This is a genomic window from Jiangella gansuensis DSM 44835, assembly GCF_000515395.1.
Taxonomy (GTDB): domain Bacteria; phylum Actinomycetota; class Actinomycetes; order Jiangellales; family Jiangellaceae; genus Jiangella; species Jiangella gansuensis.
The window spans coordinates 1,560,717-1,574,500 of the sequence record NZ_KI911782.1; the positions used below are offsets into that span (position 1 = coordinate 1,560,717).

15 protein-coding genes are annotated in these 13,784 nt (G+C 71.2%); all 15 read left to right on the forward strand.

The window, feature by feature from the left end; translation table 11 throughout:
* The first annotated feature begins 200 nt into the window (after positions 1–200).
* The 15 genes from JIAGA_RS0107635 (at position 201) to JIAGA_RS0107705 (ending at position 13,764) form a co-directional block, all read left to right on the forward strand.
* The gene (locus JIAGA_RS0107635) at positions 201–1,493 is read left to right on the forward strand and encodes a homoserine dehydrogenase (protein WP_245597126.1); all 1,293 of its coding nucleotides are present in this window, start codon (positions 201–203) and stop codon (positions 1,491–1,493) included.
* The gene (thrC, locus tag JIAGA_RS0107640) at positions 1,493–2,587 is read left to right on the forward strand and encodes a threonine synthase (protein ID WP_026875207.1); all 1,095 of its coding nucleotides are present in this window, start codon (positions 1,493–1,495) and stop codon (positions 2,585–2,587) included. The genes JIAGA_RS0107635 and thrC overlap by 1 nt, the downstream gene beginning before the upstream one ends.
* On the forward strand, positions 2,584–3,513 hold the full coding sequence (thrB, locus tag JIAGA_RS0107645) for a homoserine kinase (protein WP_026875208.1): 930 nt from the start codon (positions 2,584–2,586) through the stop codon (positions 3,511–3,513). The genes thrC and thrB overlap by 4 nt, the downstream gene beginning before the upstream one ends.
* Before the next feature lie 451 nt (positions 3,514–3,964).
* Positions 3,965–6,220, forward strand: a complete 2,256-nt coding sequence (gene rho / locus JIAGA_RS0107650) for a transcription termination factor Rho (RefSeq protein ID WP_051425840.1) — start codon at positions 3,965–3,967, stop codon at positions 6,218–6,220.
* Positions 6,221–6,378: 158 nt separating this feature from the next.
* Positions 6,379–6,600: a 50S ribosomal protein L31 gene (rpmE, locus tag JIAGA_RS0107655; protein ID WP_026875210.1), complete on the forward strand. Its 222-nt coding sequence runs from the start codon at positions 6,379–6,381 to the stop codon at positions 6,598–6,600.
* A 108-nt stretch (positions 6,601–6,708) separates the two neighbouring features.
* The gene (prfA, locus tag JIAGA_RS0107660) at positions 6,709–7,797 is read left to right on the forward strand and encodes a peptide chain release factor 1 (protein WP_026875211.1); all 1,089 of its coding nucleotides are present in this window, start codon (positions 6,709–6,711) and stop codon (positions 7,795–7,797) included.
* The gene (prmC, locus tag JIAGA_RS0107665; RefSeq protein ID WP_026875212.1) at positions 7,794–8,681 is read left to right on the forward strand and encodes a peptide chain release factor N(5)-glutamine methyltransferase; all 888 of its coding nucleotides are present in this window, start codon (positions 7,794–7,796) and stop codon (positions 8,679–8,681) included. The genes prfA and prmC overlap by 4 nt, the downstream gene beginning before the upstream one ends.
* A gap of 87 nt (positions 8,682–8,768) precedes the next feature.
* A complete protein-coding gene (locus JIAGA_RS0107670; protein WP_026875213.1) occupies positions 8,769–9,416 on the forward strand; it encodes an L-threonylcarbamoyladenylate synthase in 648 nt (215 codons plus the stop codon).
* Positions 9,417–9,432: 16 nt separating this feature from the next.
* A complete protein-coding gene (locus tag JIAGA_RS28235; protein WP_035812240.1) occupies positions 9,433–10,545 on the forward strand; it encodes an MraY family glycosyltransferase in 1,113 nt (370 codons plus the stop codon).
* Positions 10,546–10,589: 44 nt separating this feature from the next.
* Positions 10,590–11,021: a Cg1360 family ATP-synthase-associated protein gene (locus JIAGA_RS0107680; protein WP_157552846.1), complete on the forward strand. Its 432-nt coding sequence runs from the start codon at positions 10,590–10,592 to the stop codon at positions 11,019–11,021.
* A gap of 96 nt (positions 11,022–11,117) precedes the next feature.
* Positions 11,118–11,270, forward strand: a complete 153-nt coding sequence (locus JIAGA_RS34405) for a hypothetical protein (RefSeq protein WP_157552849.1) — start codon at positions 11,118–11,120, stop codon at positions 11,268–11,270.
* Between the two features lie 124 nt (positions 11,271–11,394).
* Complete coding sequence (atpB, locus tag JIAGA_RS28245) at positions 11,395–12,111, forward strand: F0F1 ATP synthase subunit A (RefSeq protein WP_051425841.1); 717 nt, start codon at positions 11,395–11,397, stop codon at positions 12,109–12,111.
* A gap of 56 nt (positions 12,112–12,167) precedes the next feature.
* Entirely contained in the window at positions 12,168–12,392 is a 225-nt protein-coding gene (gene atpE / locus JIAGA_RS0107695; protein WP_026875215.1) for a F0F1 ATP synthase subunit C, read from the forward strand.
* Positions 12,389–12,952, forward strand: coding sequence for a F0F1 ATP synthase subunit B (locus JIAGA_RS0107700; protein WP_026875216.1), 564 nt, complete (start codon positions 12,389–12,391; stop codon positions 12,950–12,952). The genes atpE and JIAGA_RS0107700 overlap by 4 nt, the downstream gene beginning before the upstream one ends.
* Positions 12,952–13,764: a F0F1 ATP synthase subunit delta gene (locus JIAGA_RS0107705; protein ID WP_026875217.1), complete on the forward strand. Its 813-nt coding sequence runs from the start codon at positions 12,952–12,954 to the stop codon at positions 13,762–13,764. The genes JIAGA_RS0107700 and JIAGA_RS0107705 overlap by 1 nt, the downstream gene beginning before the upstream one ends.
* The last annotated feature ends 20 nt before the right edge of the window (positions 13,765–13,784 follow it).

The window sequence follows — 13,784 nt, forward strand, 5'->3', positions numbered from 1 at the left end:
TTTGCTCCATTTCTCCAAGATCAACGGGATGCGGGCCGGGTGCCGGTCCGGCGCGACGGCCGCGGTGGAGGTCTTGCGGCATTCGCCGCGTATGGTGAGACGGATGTCTCGCATCATGGATGGATTGCGCGAGATCGTCCGGAACTCGAACAGACTTGTCGTCGTCCACTGGCTTCGGCGCGTCGAAAGAAGGTGACTTGGTGGCCAGTCTGCGCGTGGCACTCCTGGGGTGTGGTGTGGTCGGCACGGAAGTCGCCCGCCTGCTCGACGAGCACGCTGACGACCTCGCCGCCCGCGTCGGCGCCCGGCTCGAGCTGGCCGGTGTCGCGGTACGCCGGCTCGGCCGCGACCGTACCCCGTCCGGCCTCGACCCCGCTCTGTTCACCACGGACGCGCAGGGCCTGGTCGCCCGCGAGGACGTCGACCTCGTGGTCGAGGTCATCGGCGGCATCGAGCCCGCGCGCGGGCTCATCCTGACCGCCATGGAGCGCGGGGCCTCCGTCGTCACCGCCAACAAGGCGCTACTGGCCGAGGACGGCGTCACCCTGCACACCGCCGCGGAGAAGCACGGCGTCGACCTCTATTACGAGGCGGCCGTGGCCGGTGCCATCCCGCTGCTGCGGCCGCTGCGCGAATCGCTGGCCGGCGACCGCATCCGGCGCGTGCTCGGCATCGTCAACGGCACCACCAACTACATCCTCGACCAGATGGACACCCTCGGCAGCAGCTTCGCCGAGGCGCTGGAGGAGGCGCAAGCGCTCGGGTACGCCGAGGCCGACCCCACCGCCGACATCGAGGGCTACGACGCCGCCGCGAAGGCCGCCATCCTGGCCGGCATCGCCTTTCACTCGCCGGTCGGCTCCGGCGACGTCCACCGCGAAGGCATCACCGACGTCACCGCCGCCGACGTCGCCTCGGCGAAGGCGATGAGCGCCGTGGTGAAGTTGCTGGCCATCTGCGAGCTGTCGCCCGACGGCGGCAGCGTCGGCGTGCGCGTGCACCCCGCCATGCTGCCGCGCACCCATCCGCTGGCCAGCGTCCGCGGCGCCTACAACGCGGTGTTCGTGGAGGCCGAGGCGGCCGGTCAGCTCATGTTCTACGGCCCCGGCGCCGGCGGCGCGCCCACCGCGAGCGCGGTGCTCGGCGACCTGGTCACCGCGGCGCGCAACCGGCTCGGCGAGTCCGTCGGGCCGCGTGGCTCCTGGTACGCCGACCGCCCGGTGCGGCCGATGGGCGAGACCGTCACGCGCTACCACATCAGCCTCGACGTCGACGACCGGCCGGGCGTGCTGGCCGCCGTCGCCGCCGTCTTCGCCGAGCACGACGTGTCCATCGAGACCGTCCGGCAGCGGGCCGAACGTGAAGGCGACGCCGAACTCGTCGTCGTCACGCACCAGGCCACCGACGACGCACTGGCCGCGACCGTCGCGGGACTCACGCGACTCGATACGGTTCGTGATGTCCTGTCGGTGATGCGTGTAGAGGGGGAGTGATGATGATGGCCGCGGCGTCCGTCGTCACCGGGTCTCGGTTGTGGCGTGGTGTGATCGAGGAGTATCGCGACCGGTTGCCGGTCACACCGCAGACACCCGTCGTCACGTTGCGCGAAGGCGGCACACCCCTGCTGCCCGCGCCGTGGTTGTCCGAGCAGACCTCCTGCGACGTGTGGCTGAAGGTCGAGGGCGTCAACCCGACCGGGTCGTTCAAGGACCGCGGCATGACGGTGGCCATCTCCAAGGCGGCCGAGCAGGGTGCCGAGGCCGTCGTCTGCGCGTCCACCGGCAACACCAGCGCGTCGATGGCCGCCTACGCCGTGCGGGCCGGCATGCGCCCGGTGGTGCTGATCCCGGACGGCAAGATCTCCGGACCGAAGCTGGCCCAGGCCGTGGTGCACGGCGGCGTCATCGCGTCGGTGCAGGGCAACTTCGACGACTGCCTGCGGCTGGCCCGCGAGCTTGCCGACACCTACCCCGTCGCACTGGTCAACTCCGTCAACCCCTACCGGCTGGCCGGGCAGAAGACGGCCGCGTTCGAGGTGGTCGACGACCTCGGTGACGCACCCGACCTGCACGTCCTGCCGGTCGGCAACGCGGGGAACATCTCCGCCTACTGGCTCGGCTACTCCGAGTACCAGGAGAACGGCCCGGCCAAGCGCCGTCCGCGGATGTGGGGCTTCCAGGCCGCCGGCGCCGCGCCGTTCGTGCACGGCGGTCCGGTCAGCGCACCGGAGACGGTCGCGAGCGCCATCCGCATCGGCAACCCGGCGTCGTGGGACCTGGCCATCGCCGCGCGCGACGACTCCGGCGGTCTCATCGACGCCGTCACCGACGAGCAGATCCTCGCCGCGCAGCAGGAACTGTCCGGCCGTGAGGGCCTGTTCGTCGAGCCGGCCTCTGCCGCCGGCGTCGCCGGCCTGCTGCACTACAGCCGCACCGGCCGCCTCGACGCCGGCCAGCGCGTGGTCATCACCGTCACCGGGCACGGGCTCAAGGACGTCGACACCGCGAGCGCCTTCTACGGCGAGATCCGCCCGTACGTGGTACCCGCCGACCCTGCCGCGGCGGCGTCCGCGCTGGGCCTGGCGTGACCACGACGGCATCCGTCCGAGTCCGCACACCCGCGACCAGCGCCAACCTCGGACCCGGGTTCGACGCTCTCGGCCTGGCGCTGTCGCTGCACGACGAGGTCGAGGTGACCGCCTCGTTCGGTGGCACCGGCTCGTCGCTGCAGGTGGGCGTCGAGGGCGCCGGCGCCGACGACGTCCCACGCGACGAGCGGCATCTCGTGGTTCGCGCGTTGCGTGCGGGCTTCGACGCGGCCGGGCGGCAGCCGGCGCAGCTGCGGCTGACCTGCCGCAACGCCCTGCCGCACGGTCGAGGGCTGGGCTCGTCGGCGGCGGCCATCGTCGCCGGCGTCGTCGCGGCGCGAGTGCTGGTGGAAACCGCCACCGGGGCGGGTGCCGGGGTCGTGCCGACAGCGGCGGACCTCGAGCTCGCCAAGCGGCTGGAGGGGCACCCTGACAACGTCGCCGCATGCCTGTTCGGCGGGCTCACCATCGCCTGGCTGGACGGAGCCGGCCAGGCCCGGGCCGCGCGGGTGGACGTCCACCCGGAGGTGGTGCCCGTGGTGTGCGTCCCGGCGGTGGAGGTGTCGACGGAGAAGGCGCGTGGCCTGCTCCCGGACACCGTGGCGCACGGTGCGGCGGCCGCGACGGCTGGCCGGGCGGCACTGCTGGTGGAGGCACTCGCACGGCGCCCTGACCTGCTCCTCGACGCCACCGAGGACCGGCTGCACCAGGACTTTCGGGAACCGGCCATGCCCGACACGCTGGCGCTTGTGCGCGCGCTGCGGGCCGACGGCCTGCCGGCGGTGGTGTCCGGTGCCGGTCCGTCGGTGCTGGTGCTGGACGCAGCTGGGCGGGCCGACCGGGTGCGTGAGCTGGCGGCCGGCTGGGACGTCCGGGTCCTGCCGGTCGACCCCGGCGGTGCCCGCGTCGACCTGGCCGCTGGCTGAGGCGCACGGTCACTCGCGGCGCGGTGAGCGTGTTCTCGACGACTCCGGCCGCCGCGCCGCCGCTCGCGCGAACGCACCTCACTCGGCTGAGGGTCGCACCGGGCCCGTCGGCGGCGATCATGCGTCCGTCCCGCGGGTGACGTGCGCCGAACGAGCAACCAGTGGCGTCACTGAGCGGCGGAGACTCCGGGCACGCCACGGCCGGACCGGGGGTGGGGTAAACGGCCAGCGGCGTGCTACGCTCGCTGTGCACCGACGTTCTGCTGGTCGGTTTCCCATGGTGGTGACGTTCGTCTCCAAAGACCATGGTCTTCGTCCAACATCCCGGGTTCGTATGCGCGAACACAGGATAGGCGGCCCATCAGTTGCGTCGGAATTTCCTCGGGGAACCACCCGAGGTGTTCGATGCACCGGCCTGTCTGGTCGGTGCCGGTCCAGGGAAGGACCCTGAGTGACTAATACCGAGATCCCCGGCGTCGGCGATACGCCGGACGTCCAGGCGTCGGCAGACGCCGCAGCTGCGAAGCGACCGCGTCGTCGCGCAGCGGGCCTCGAGGGCATGGTTCTTGCCGAGCTTCAGCAGCTCGCCGCCGGCCTCGGCCTGAAGGGCACCGGCCGGATGCGCAAGGGCCAGCTGGTCGAAGCCATCAAGGCTGCTCAGTCCGGCGGCTCGGCGCCGGCAGCGGACAACGTACTTCCGGTCGGCGCGGACTCCGCCCCGGCTACCTCGGACGCTTCCGCCGGTTCGGCCGCGCCGGCCACCGGTTCGGCCGGGTCGCGACGGCCGACGCGTCGCCGCGCCGAGCGCCCGCAGGCCGCCGCCGAGAACCGCGCTGACGAGGTCGTCGCCACCGCGGAGCAGAGTGCCGCGTCGCAGGACGCCACCCAGGCCGCCGCGCCCGCCGAGACCTCGGCCGCGCCGGCCGCCGCCGAGACGACGGCGGAGCGGGCCACCGGCCGCGACGAGACCGCCGGCGACACGAGCAGCCGGGACGACTCCGGCCGCGACGACCGCCGCGGCGAGCGCGAGAACCGCCGGCAGGGCGGCCGCAACCGCGACAACGACCGTGAGGGTGGTCGTAACCGTGACGGCGACCGCGAGGGTGGTCGTAACCGTGACGGCGACCGCGAGGGTGGTCGTAACCGTGACGGCGACCGCGAGGGTGGCCGTGAGAGCGGACGCAACCGCGACAACGAGCGCAACCGCGACAACGACCGTGACGGCGACCGTGAGAGTGGTCGCGAGGGCGGGCGTAACCGTGACGGCGACCGCGATGGTGGCCGTGACGGCGGGCGTAACCGTGACGGCGACCGCGACGGTGGTCGCGAGAGCGGCCGTAACCGCGACAACGAGCGCAACCGCGACAACGAGCGCAACCGCGACAACGACCGCGACGGCGGCCGCGACAACGGCCCGCGCGACGATGACGACGACGACCGCGGCCGGCGGCGCCGCCGGCGGGACCGGCGCGGCGGCAACCGTGACCGCGACCGTCGCGGCGGCGGCTCCAACCGTGAGCGCATCGAGGAACCGCAGGTCTCCGAGGACGATGTCCTCATCCCGGTGGCCGGCATCCTCGACATCCTCGACAACTACGCGTTCGTGCGGACCTCCGGCTACCTGCCCGGTCCCAACGACGTCTATGTGTCGTTGGCCATGGTGCGCCGGTACGGGCTGCGCAAGGGCGACGCCGTCACCGGTGCCGTCCGGCAGCCGCGCGAGGGTGAGAAGCAGCAGAAGTTCAACGCGCTGGTCCGGGTCGACACCATCAACGGCGCCGACCCCGAGGCCGCGAAACAGCGTGCCGAGTTCTCCCGCCTCACCCCGCTGTACCCGCAGGACCGGCTGCGTCTGGAGACCGACGCGGCCACCATGTCGACGCGCATCATCGACCTGATCGCGCCCATCGGTAAGGGCCAGCGTGGCCTGATCGTCTCGCCGCCGAAGGCCGGCAAGACGCTCATCATGCAGGCGCTGGCGCACGCGATCACGCAGAACAATCCCGAGACCCACCTGATGGTGGTGCTGGTCGACGAGCGGCCGGAGGAGGTCACCGACTTCCAGCGCACCGTCAAGGGCGAGGTCATCGCGTCGACGTTCGACCGCCCGCCGGTCGACCACACGATGGTCGCCGAGCTCGCCATCGAGCGAGCCAAGCGGCTGGTCGAGCTGGGGCACGACGTCGTCATCCTGCTCGACGGCATCACCCGGCTGGGGCGCGCCTACAACCTGGCGGCGCCGGCCAGCGGCCGCATCCTCTCCGGTGGTGTGGACTCCAGCGCCCTGTATCCGCCCAAGCGGTTCTTCGGCGCGGCCCGCAACATCGAGAACGGCGGCTCGCTGACCATTCTGGCCACTGCCCTGGTCGAGACCGGCTCGAAGATGGACGAGGTCATCTTCGAGGAGTTCAAGGGCACCGGCAACATGGAGCTGCGGCTGCGGCGGGACCTCGCCGACAAGCGGCTGTTCCCGGCCATCGACGTCGACGCCTCCAGCACTCGCCGTGAGGAGATCCTGGTCTCCCGCGAGGAGCTGGCCATCATGTGGCAGCTGCGCCGGGTGCTGTCCGCGCTCGACCCGCAGCAGGGCATCGAGTTGCTGCTGGACCGGCTCAAGAAGACCAAGAGCAACGCCGAGTTCATGCTCACGGTCCAGAAGACCACCCCGGCTGTGGGCGGCAACGGCAACTCGAAGGACGCCGACTAGCCCGCGCTATCCGCTGATCGTGTTCCCTGGCGGTCGCTGAGCGTCCGCCAGGGAACACGATCACGGTTCCGGGCGTTTATACTCACCTGTTGGTTCCGGTTCACGGTTCGGCACCCTGCCGCACCGACCCGGCGGCCCTTGAAATCCCAGGAGTACGCATGAAGTCCGACATCCACCCGGCGTACGTGGAGACCACGGTCACCTGCACCTGTGGCAACACGTTCACCACCCGCAGCACCGCCGAGAACGGCGTCATCCACGCCGACGTCTGCTCGAACTGCCACCCGTTCTACACGGGCAAGCAGAAGATCCTCGACACCGGCGGCCGCGTCGCGCGCTTCGAGTCGCGGTACGGCAAGAAGAAGGCCGACGCCAAGTAGGTCTTGGGTGGGGGTGCCCGTACTGCGCTGCCGGCCGCGCCGGCTCCCGCGGTACCGGCACCCCCACCGTTTTTGTGTCATCGTCGCTGCGTGGTGAAGGAGCTTGTGGTGTTCGAAGGGGTCCAGGCTCTCGTCGCCGAGCACGCCGAGCTCGAGCAGCGGATGGCCGACCCGTCGGTGCATGCCGACCCCGCCCTGGCCAGGCGGCTCGGCCGGCGCTACGCCGAGCTGAGCGCCATCGTGAAGGCCCACGAAGCCTGGCGCACCGCCGGTGACGACCGCGCCGCCGCGCTGGAGCTGGCCGCGGACGACTCCACGTTCGCCGCCGAGGCCGAGCAGCTGGGCCGGCGGGAAGCGGAACTGGCCGACCGGTTGCGCCGGCTGCTGCTGCCGCGCGACCCCAACGACGACCGCGACGCCATCCTGGAGATCAAGGCCGGCGAGGGCGGCGCGGAGTCCGCGCTGTTCGCCGCCGACCTGCTGCGCATGTACCTGCGTTTCGCCGAGCGGGCCGGTTGGAGCACCCAGGTGCTCGACGCCGAGGAGTCCGACCTCGGGGGCTACAAGGACGTCTCGGTCGCGGTGAAGGCTCGCGGGGCCTACGAGCCCGGCACGGCGCCGTTCGCCCGGCTCAAGTACGAGGGCGGCGTGCACCGGGTGCAGCGCGTCCCGGTCACCGAGAGCCAGGGCCGCATCCACACGTCGGCCGCGGGCGTGCTGGTGCTGCCGGAGGCGGAGGACGAAGCTGAGGTCGAGATCAGTCCCAACGACCTTCGCATCGACGTGTTCCGGTCCTCCGGGCCCGGCGGCCAGAGCGTCAACACCACGGACTCCGCCGTGCGCATCACCCACCTGCCCACCGGCATCGTCGTCTCCTGCCAGAACGAGAAGAGCCAGCTGCAGAACAAGGAGCAGGCGATGCGCATCCTGCGGGCCCGGCTGCTGGCCGCCGCGCAGGAGGAGGCCGACCGTGAGGCCGCCGATGCCCGGCGCAGCCAGGTCCGCACCGTCGACCGGTCCGAGCGGGTGCGCACGTACAACTTCCCGGAGAACCGCATCTCCGACCACCGGGTCGGCTACAAGGCCTACAACCTCGACGCCGTGATCGACGGTGACCTCGAGGCTGTAGTACAGGCGCTGGTCGACGCTGACGCCGCCGCCGCGCTCACCGCCACCAGCGAGGCCGGGACGGCATGAGCGCACCGTCGCTGCGCGAGCAGCTGAGGTCGGCCACCGACCGGCTCGCCCGGGCCGAGGTGCCGTCGCCGCGCCACGATGCGGAAGCGCTGGCCGCGCACGTGCTCGGCGTCGAACGCGGTGCGCTGGTCACGCACCCGGAGCCGGGGGAGAAGTTCACCGCCCGCTACGACGACCTCGTGCGTCGCCGGGCCGAGCGGATCCCGCTGCAGCACCTGACCGGGCAGGCGCACTTCCGGCACGTCACGCTGCAGGTGGGCCCAGGTGTGTTCATCCCGCGCCCGGAGACCGAGCTGACCGCCGGGGTCGCGGTCGACGAGGCCCGGGCTGTGGTGGCGGCCGGCCGGGTGCCCGTCGTCGTCGACCTGTTCTCGGGCTCCGGCGCCATCGCGGTCTCGGTGGCCACCGAGGTGCGCCCGTGCATGGTGCACGCCGTGGAGCGCGAGGACGACGCCGTGGCCTGGCTGCGCCGCAATGCCGCCGGCAACTCCATCATCGTGCACCGCGACGACGTCGCCCTGGTGGCGCAGCGCAGCCTGTCCATGCTGCTCGGCCAGGTCGACGTCGTCGCCGCGAACCCGCCGTACGTGCCGGCGGCCGCCGACATCCGCGACCCCGAGGTGGCCGAACACGACCCGGCCGCGGCGCTGTGGTCCGGCGACGACGGCCTGGACGCGATGCGGGTGCTCGCCGACGTGGCGGCGCGGCTGCTGCGGCCCGGCGGCCTGGTGGTGGCCGAGCACGCCGACGTGCAGGGCGAGGCGGCGCCGGAGGTGTTCCGCCGGCACGGCGCGTGGGCCGACGTCGCCGACCACCTCGATCTGGCCGGCCGCCCCCGGTACGTGACTGCCCGCCGCGCCACCCCCGTGCACGCGGAGAAATGATCACGTTCACCATGGGTGCGGACACACGCCTGGCAAATGGGCGGACCGGTGACGCACAACACGACCCGCGCGAGGGATGATGACGGCGTGAGCCCCTTGTACGACTGCTCGGACGAGACCAAACGCCAGCGCGGAGTGGGCGCGGCCAAACGCGCCGTGCGCAACGGCAAGCTGATCGTGCTGCCCACCGACACCGTCTACGGCGTCGGCGCCGATGCCTTCTCACCCGACGCGGTCACCGCGCTGCTGACGGCCAAGGGCCGCGGCCGCGACATGCCGGTGCCGGTGCTGGTCGGCTCGACCGCCACGCTGGGCGGCGTCGCCGTCACCGACGACACCATCGAAGCCCTGGTCAAGGCGTTCTGGCCGGGTGGGCTGACGCTCGTCTGCGCCGAGCAGCCATCGCTGCGCTGGGACCTCGGCGACACCGGCGGCACCGTCGCGGTCCGCATGCCCGACCACGAGATCGCCCTCGAGGTACTCACCGAGACCGGCCCGCTCGCGGTCAGCAGCGCCAACGTGTCCGGCCAGCCGCCGGCACAGTCCGCCGCCGACGCCCGCGCCCAGCTCGGCGACTCCGTCGCGGTCTATCTCGAGGCCGGCCCGACCGGCAAGGACACACCGTCCACCATCGTCGACGTCACCGGCCCACTCCCGCGGGTGCTGCGACAGGGCGCCATCGGCCTCGCCGAGCTGCAGGCCGTCGTGCCCGAGCTGCGCGGCCTGGACCAGTAGGAAGCGCGGGAAGCCGATGCGCGAGTATCTGCTGACGTTCTTCATCGCCGCTTCGGTCACCTACCTTGTCGCCGGGCTCGCCGGCCGGTTCGCGTACTGGGTGGGCGCCGTGCCGCCGACCCGGGAACGCGACGTCCACCGCGAGCCGGTGCCTCGGCTGGGCGGGCTGGCGATGCTCGCCGGGATGCTCGTGGCGATGCTGGTCGCCAGCTACCTGCCGCACCTGCGCGGCGTCTTCGAGGAGTACGCCGACGCTCGAGCGCTCGTCACCGCCGCCGTCGTCATCTGCCTGGTCGGTGCCGCCGACGACATCTGGGACCTCTCCGCGCTGGCGAAGTTCGCCGGCCAGCTGGTCGCGGCCGGGCTGCTGGTGGCCCAGGGCGTGCAACTGCTGTACCTGCCGCTGCCGGGCGGGACGTTCGTGCTCGACCAGACCCAGGGTGCGCTGTTCACCGTCATCCTCGTCGCCGGCGCGGCGAACGCGGTCAACTTCGTCGACGGTCTGGACGGGCTGGCCGCCGGCGTGGTGGGTATCGGGGCGGCGGCGTTCTTCTCCTACGCCTACCTGCTGGACGTCGAGAACGGCGTCAGCCGCATGAGCACGCCGGCGCTGGTCTCCGTCGTCATCATCGGCATCTGCGCCGGCCTGCTGCCGCACAACTTCCACCCGGCGAAGATCTTCATGGGCGACTCCGGCGCCATGCTGATCGGCCTGCTGCTGGCCGCGGCCTCGATCAGCCTGACCGGCCGGCTGCCCAGCCAGGACGTGCAGTCGTCGAGCTTCCTGCCCACGCTGCTCCCGCTGGTGCTGCCGCTCGCGGTCATCCTGCTGCCGTTCCTCGACATGATGATGGCCGTGGTGCGCCGTACCCGGGCCGGCAAGTCGCCGTTCGCGCCGGACAAGCAGCATCTGCACCACCGGCTCCTGCAGATCGGGCACTCGCAGGTGCGGGCGGTCACCATCATGTGGGTCTGGGCGGCCATCGTGTCGTTCGGCGTCGTGGTCATCGCCATGGTCGGCGGATGGACGACGTACGTCCTGCTGGCTGTCGCGGTCCTGGTGATGATCGCGTTCACGACGGGGCATCCGCGGCGGTTGTTCCGGCGCGGCGTACCCGTCGGCACCTGATCGTTTAGGAGCTGCGGCGGTCGTGCCCGTACGCTGGTGGCGCCATGACTGAGGAACTGCGTTCTAACTCTTTCCGCGCACCGATGCGCCGGGTCCTGGTGGCCTGCGGCGTCGGCTTCGGGGTCGCCATACCGGTGGCCACGGTGGTCGGCTGGCTGGCCGGCGGGTCGACGGTGGGGCTCGGGCTGCTGCTCGGGCTCGCGGTGCCGGCGCTGTTCTTCGGCTTGACCGTGCTCGCGGGGGTGTTGGCGGCCAGGCTCGACAACGGCCCGTTCGTCGGCGTCGTGATGGGCTCGTGGTTGCTCAAGGTCCTCGCGTTGATGCTGCTCATGGCCGCGATCCGCGATGCCGAGTTCTACGACTCCGTCGCGTTCTTCGCCGGGTTCGTGTGCGGCGTGGTCGGCTGGCTGGCCGCCGAGATCGTCGTGGTGCTTCGCGCCAAGACGCCGTACGTGGAGGTGTCGGGGGGTGCCTGACATGGCACGGGCCGGCACTTGGTATGGTCAGGGCACGTCATGAGTGGCAGTTCGAACGAATCCCCCCATGGCGGGGAATCGATCGTCTGGTCCATCATGGCCACCCTGATCGCCGGTCCAGTGCTGTACGGCCTGATCGGCCTCGGGGTAGACAGCTTCTTCGCCACGTCCTTCGGTGTTCCGGTCGGGATCGTGGTGGGTTTCATCTTGTCCGGCTACATCATCTACCTGCGGTACGGCCGGGAGTGACCTCCCGAGCCCTGATCTCACGGAGACCATCCTGAGTACGCTCACGACGACGACGTACCTCGCCGCCGAGGGCGGAGGCGGGTTCCATCCGCCGTCCCTGGTCGACTTCTTCCCGCCGGCGATCATGTTCGAAGGCACGATCTTCGAATTCACCCGCATCAACCTCGTCCAGGTCATCATGACCGTCGCGGTCGCGGCGTTCTTCATCGTGGCCTTCCGCAACCCCCAGGTCGTCCCGCGGGGCGTGCAGAACCTCGGCGAGATCGCCATCGACTTCGTCGACAAGCAGATCATCCAGTCGATCATGGGCGCGAGCGGCCGCAAGTACCTGCCCTACCTGGCGACGCTGTTCTTCTTCATCCTGGCGCTGAACATGGCCGGCGTCGTCCCGGGCCTGAACATCGCCGGCACCAGCATCGTGGCCATCCCGATGCTGCTGGCCGTCGTGGCCTGGGTGACCTTCAACGTCGCCGGCATCCGCAAGCACGGCTTCCTGACGTACATGAAGTCGAACCTCTTCCCGCCCGGCGTGCCGGCACCGATCTACATCCTGCTGACGCCGATCGAGTTCCTGTCCACGTTCATCCTGCGCCCGATCACGCTCACCATCCGTCTGCTGGCGAACATGATGGCCGGGCACCTCATGCTGGTGCTGTTCTTCTCCGGCGCCACCTACCTGTTCCTCGACGCCGACACCGTGCTCAAGCCGCTCGGGATCGGCGCCGCCGCGATGGGCTTCGCCATCACGGCGTTCGAGATCCTGGTCGGCTTCCTGCAGGCCTACATCTTCACGTTGCTCACCGCGCTGTACATCGCCGGCGCGGAGAGCGAACACCACTGACGCACCAATCGACGTCCGGGTAAACGCACCCGGACGCCAAACAGAAAGGGAATCCCGTGGAGCTTCTCGCTGCGGTCGAGGGCAACGTCAACGCCATCGGCTACGGCCTGGCCGCCATCGGCCCGGGCATCGGCCTGGGCATTCTGATCGGCAAGGCGCTCGAGGGCATGGCCCGTCAGCCCGAGGCAACCGGTGTGCTGCGTATCAACATGTTCATCGGTATCGCGCTGGTCGAGGCCCTGGCCCTGCTCGGTATCGTCGCCGGCTTCCTCTTCACGTGAGCCCGGACATGATTCGCGCCGCCGCCGAAGGGGACGTTCCCGAGGGGATCGACCTGTTCATCCCGCCCCTGTACGACATTTTCTGGGGCGCGGTCATGTTCGTCGCGCTGTTCCTCATCTTCTGGAAGTACGTGCTGCCCAGCCTCAAGACCACTCTCGAGGCACGCAGCGACGGCATCGAGAAGAAGCTGGAGCAGGCGGAGGAGGACCGCAACGAGGCCCGCGCCCTGCTCGAGCAGTACCGCGAGCAGCTGGCCGAGGCGCGTTCCGAGGCGGCCAAGATCCGCGCCGACGCCCAGAGCGACCGGCAGTCCATCCTCGCCGAGGCCCGCGCCGAGGCGCAGGAGGCGGCCGCGGCCGTCACCGAGCGGGCTCAGGCGCAGCTGGCCGCCGAGGCGGCGCAGGTGCGGGCGACCCTCTCGCGTGACGTCGGCCGCCTGGCCGTCGAGCTCGCCGAGAAGGTCGTCGGCGACTCGCTGGACCAGCAGCGTGTCTCGGGCACGGTCGACCGGTTCATCGCCGACCTCGAGACCGCGACGGCGGACGGGACGACACGCTGATGCTCGGGACGAGCAAGACATCGTTGGCCAAGGCGCGCGAGGCGCTCACGGCCCGCGTGAACGCGTCCAACGCCGACGACGTCGCCGACGCGCTGCTGTCGGTCACCGAGGTGATCGCCACGTCGGCCGCGCTGCGCGGTGCGCTGGGCGACAGCGGTGCGGTCAGGGGCTCGCGTGCGGCGCTGGTCGGCTCGGTGTTCGCCGACCGTGTCGACGCGACCGCCCTCGAGGTGGTCCGCGACGTGGTCGAGCGGCGTTGGTCGACCGGCCGCGACATGGTCGACGCCATCGAGTCGCTCGGCTTCGAAGCCGCGCTGATCGGGGCGGAGGCGCGGGGCGTCCTCGACACCGTCGAGGACGAGCTGTTCCGGGTCGACCGCGTGGTGGCGGGCGACCAGCGGCTGCGTCTGGTGCTCACCGATCCGGCCGTTCCCGACACCACCAAGGGCGACATCTTCGCGGACCTGCTCGGCGGGAAGGCGGACCCGACCACCATCACGTTGGTCCGGTACGCGGTCACGCATCCGCGCGGGCGCAAGCTGGAAGACGTGCTCGCTGCCCTGGTCACCGAGTCCGCCCGGCGGCACGAGCGGCTGCTCGCCCGGGTGACGGTGGCCGACCAGCTGACCGAGGACCAGCACCGCCGGCTGGCGGCCGCGCTGAGCCGCGTCTACGGGCGTGACGTCGACCTGCAGGTCGACGTCGACCCGTCCGTGGTCGGCGGCGTGGTCGTGCGGGTCGGCGACGAGGTCATCGACGGCAGCGTTCGACACCGCGTCGACCAGATCCGGCGCCGGCTCGGCGTCGCTTAGGCCCCCTAGCCCTTCCCACG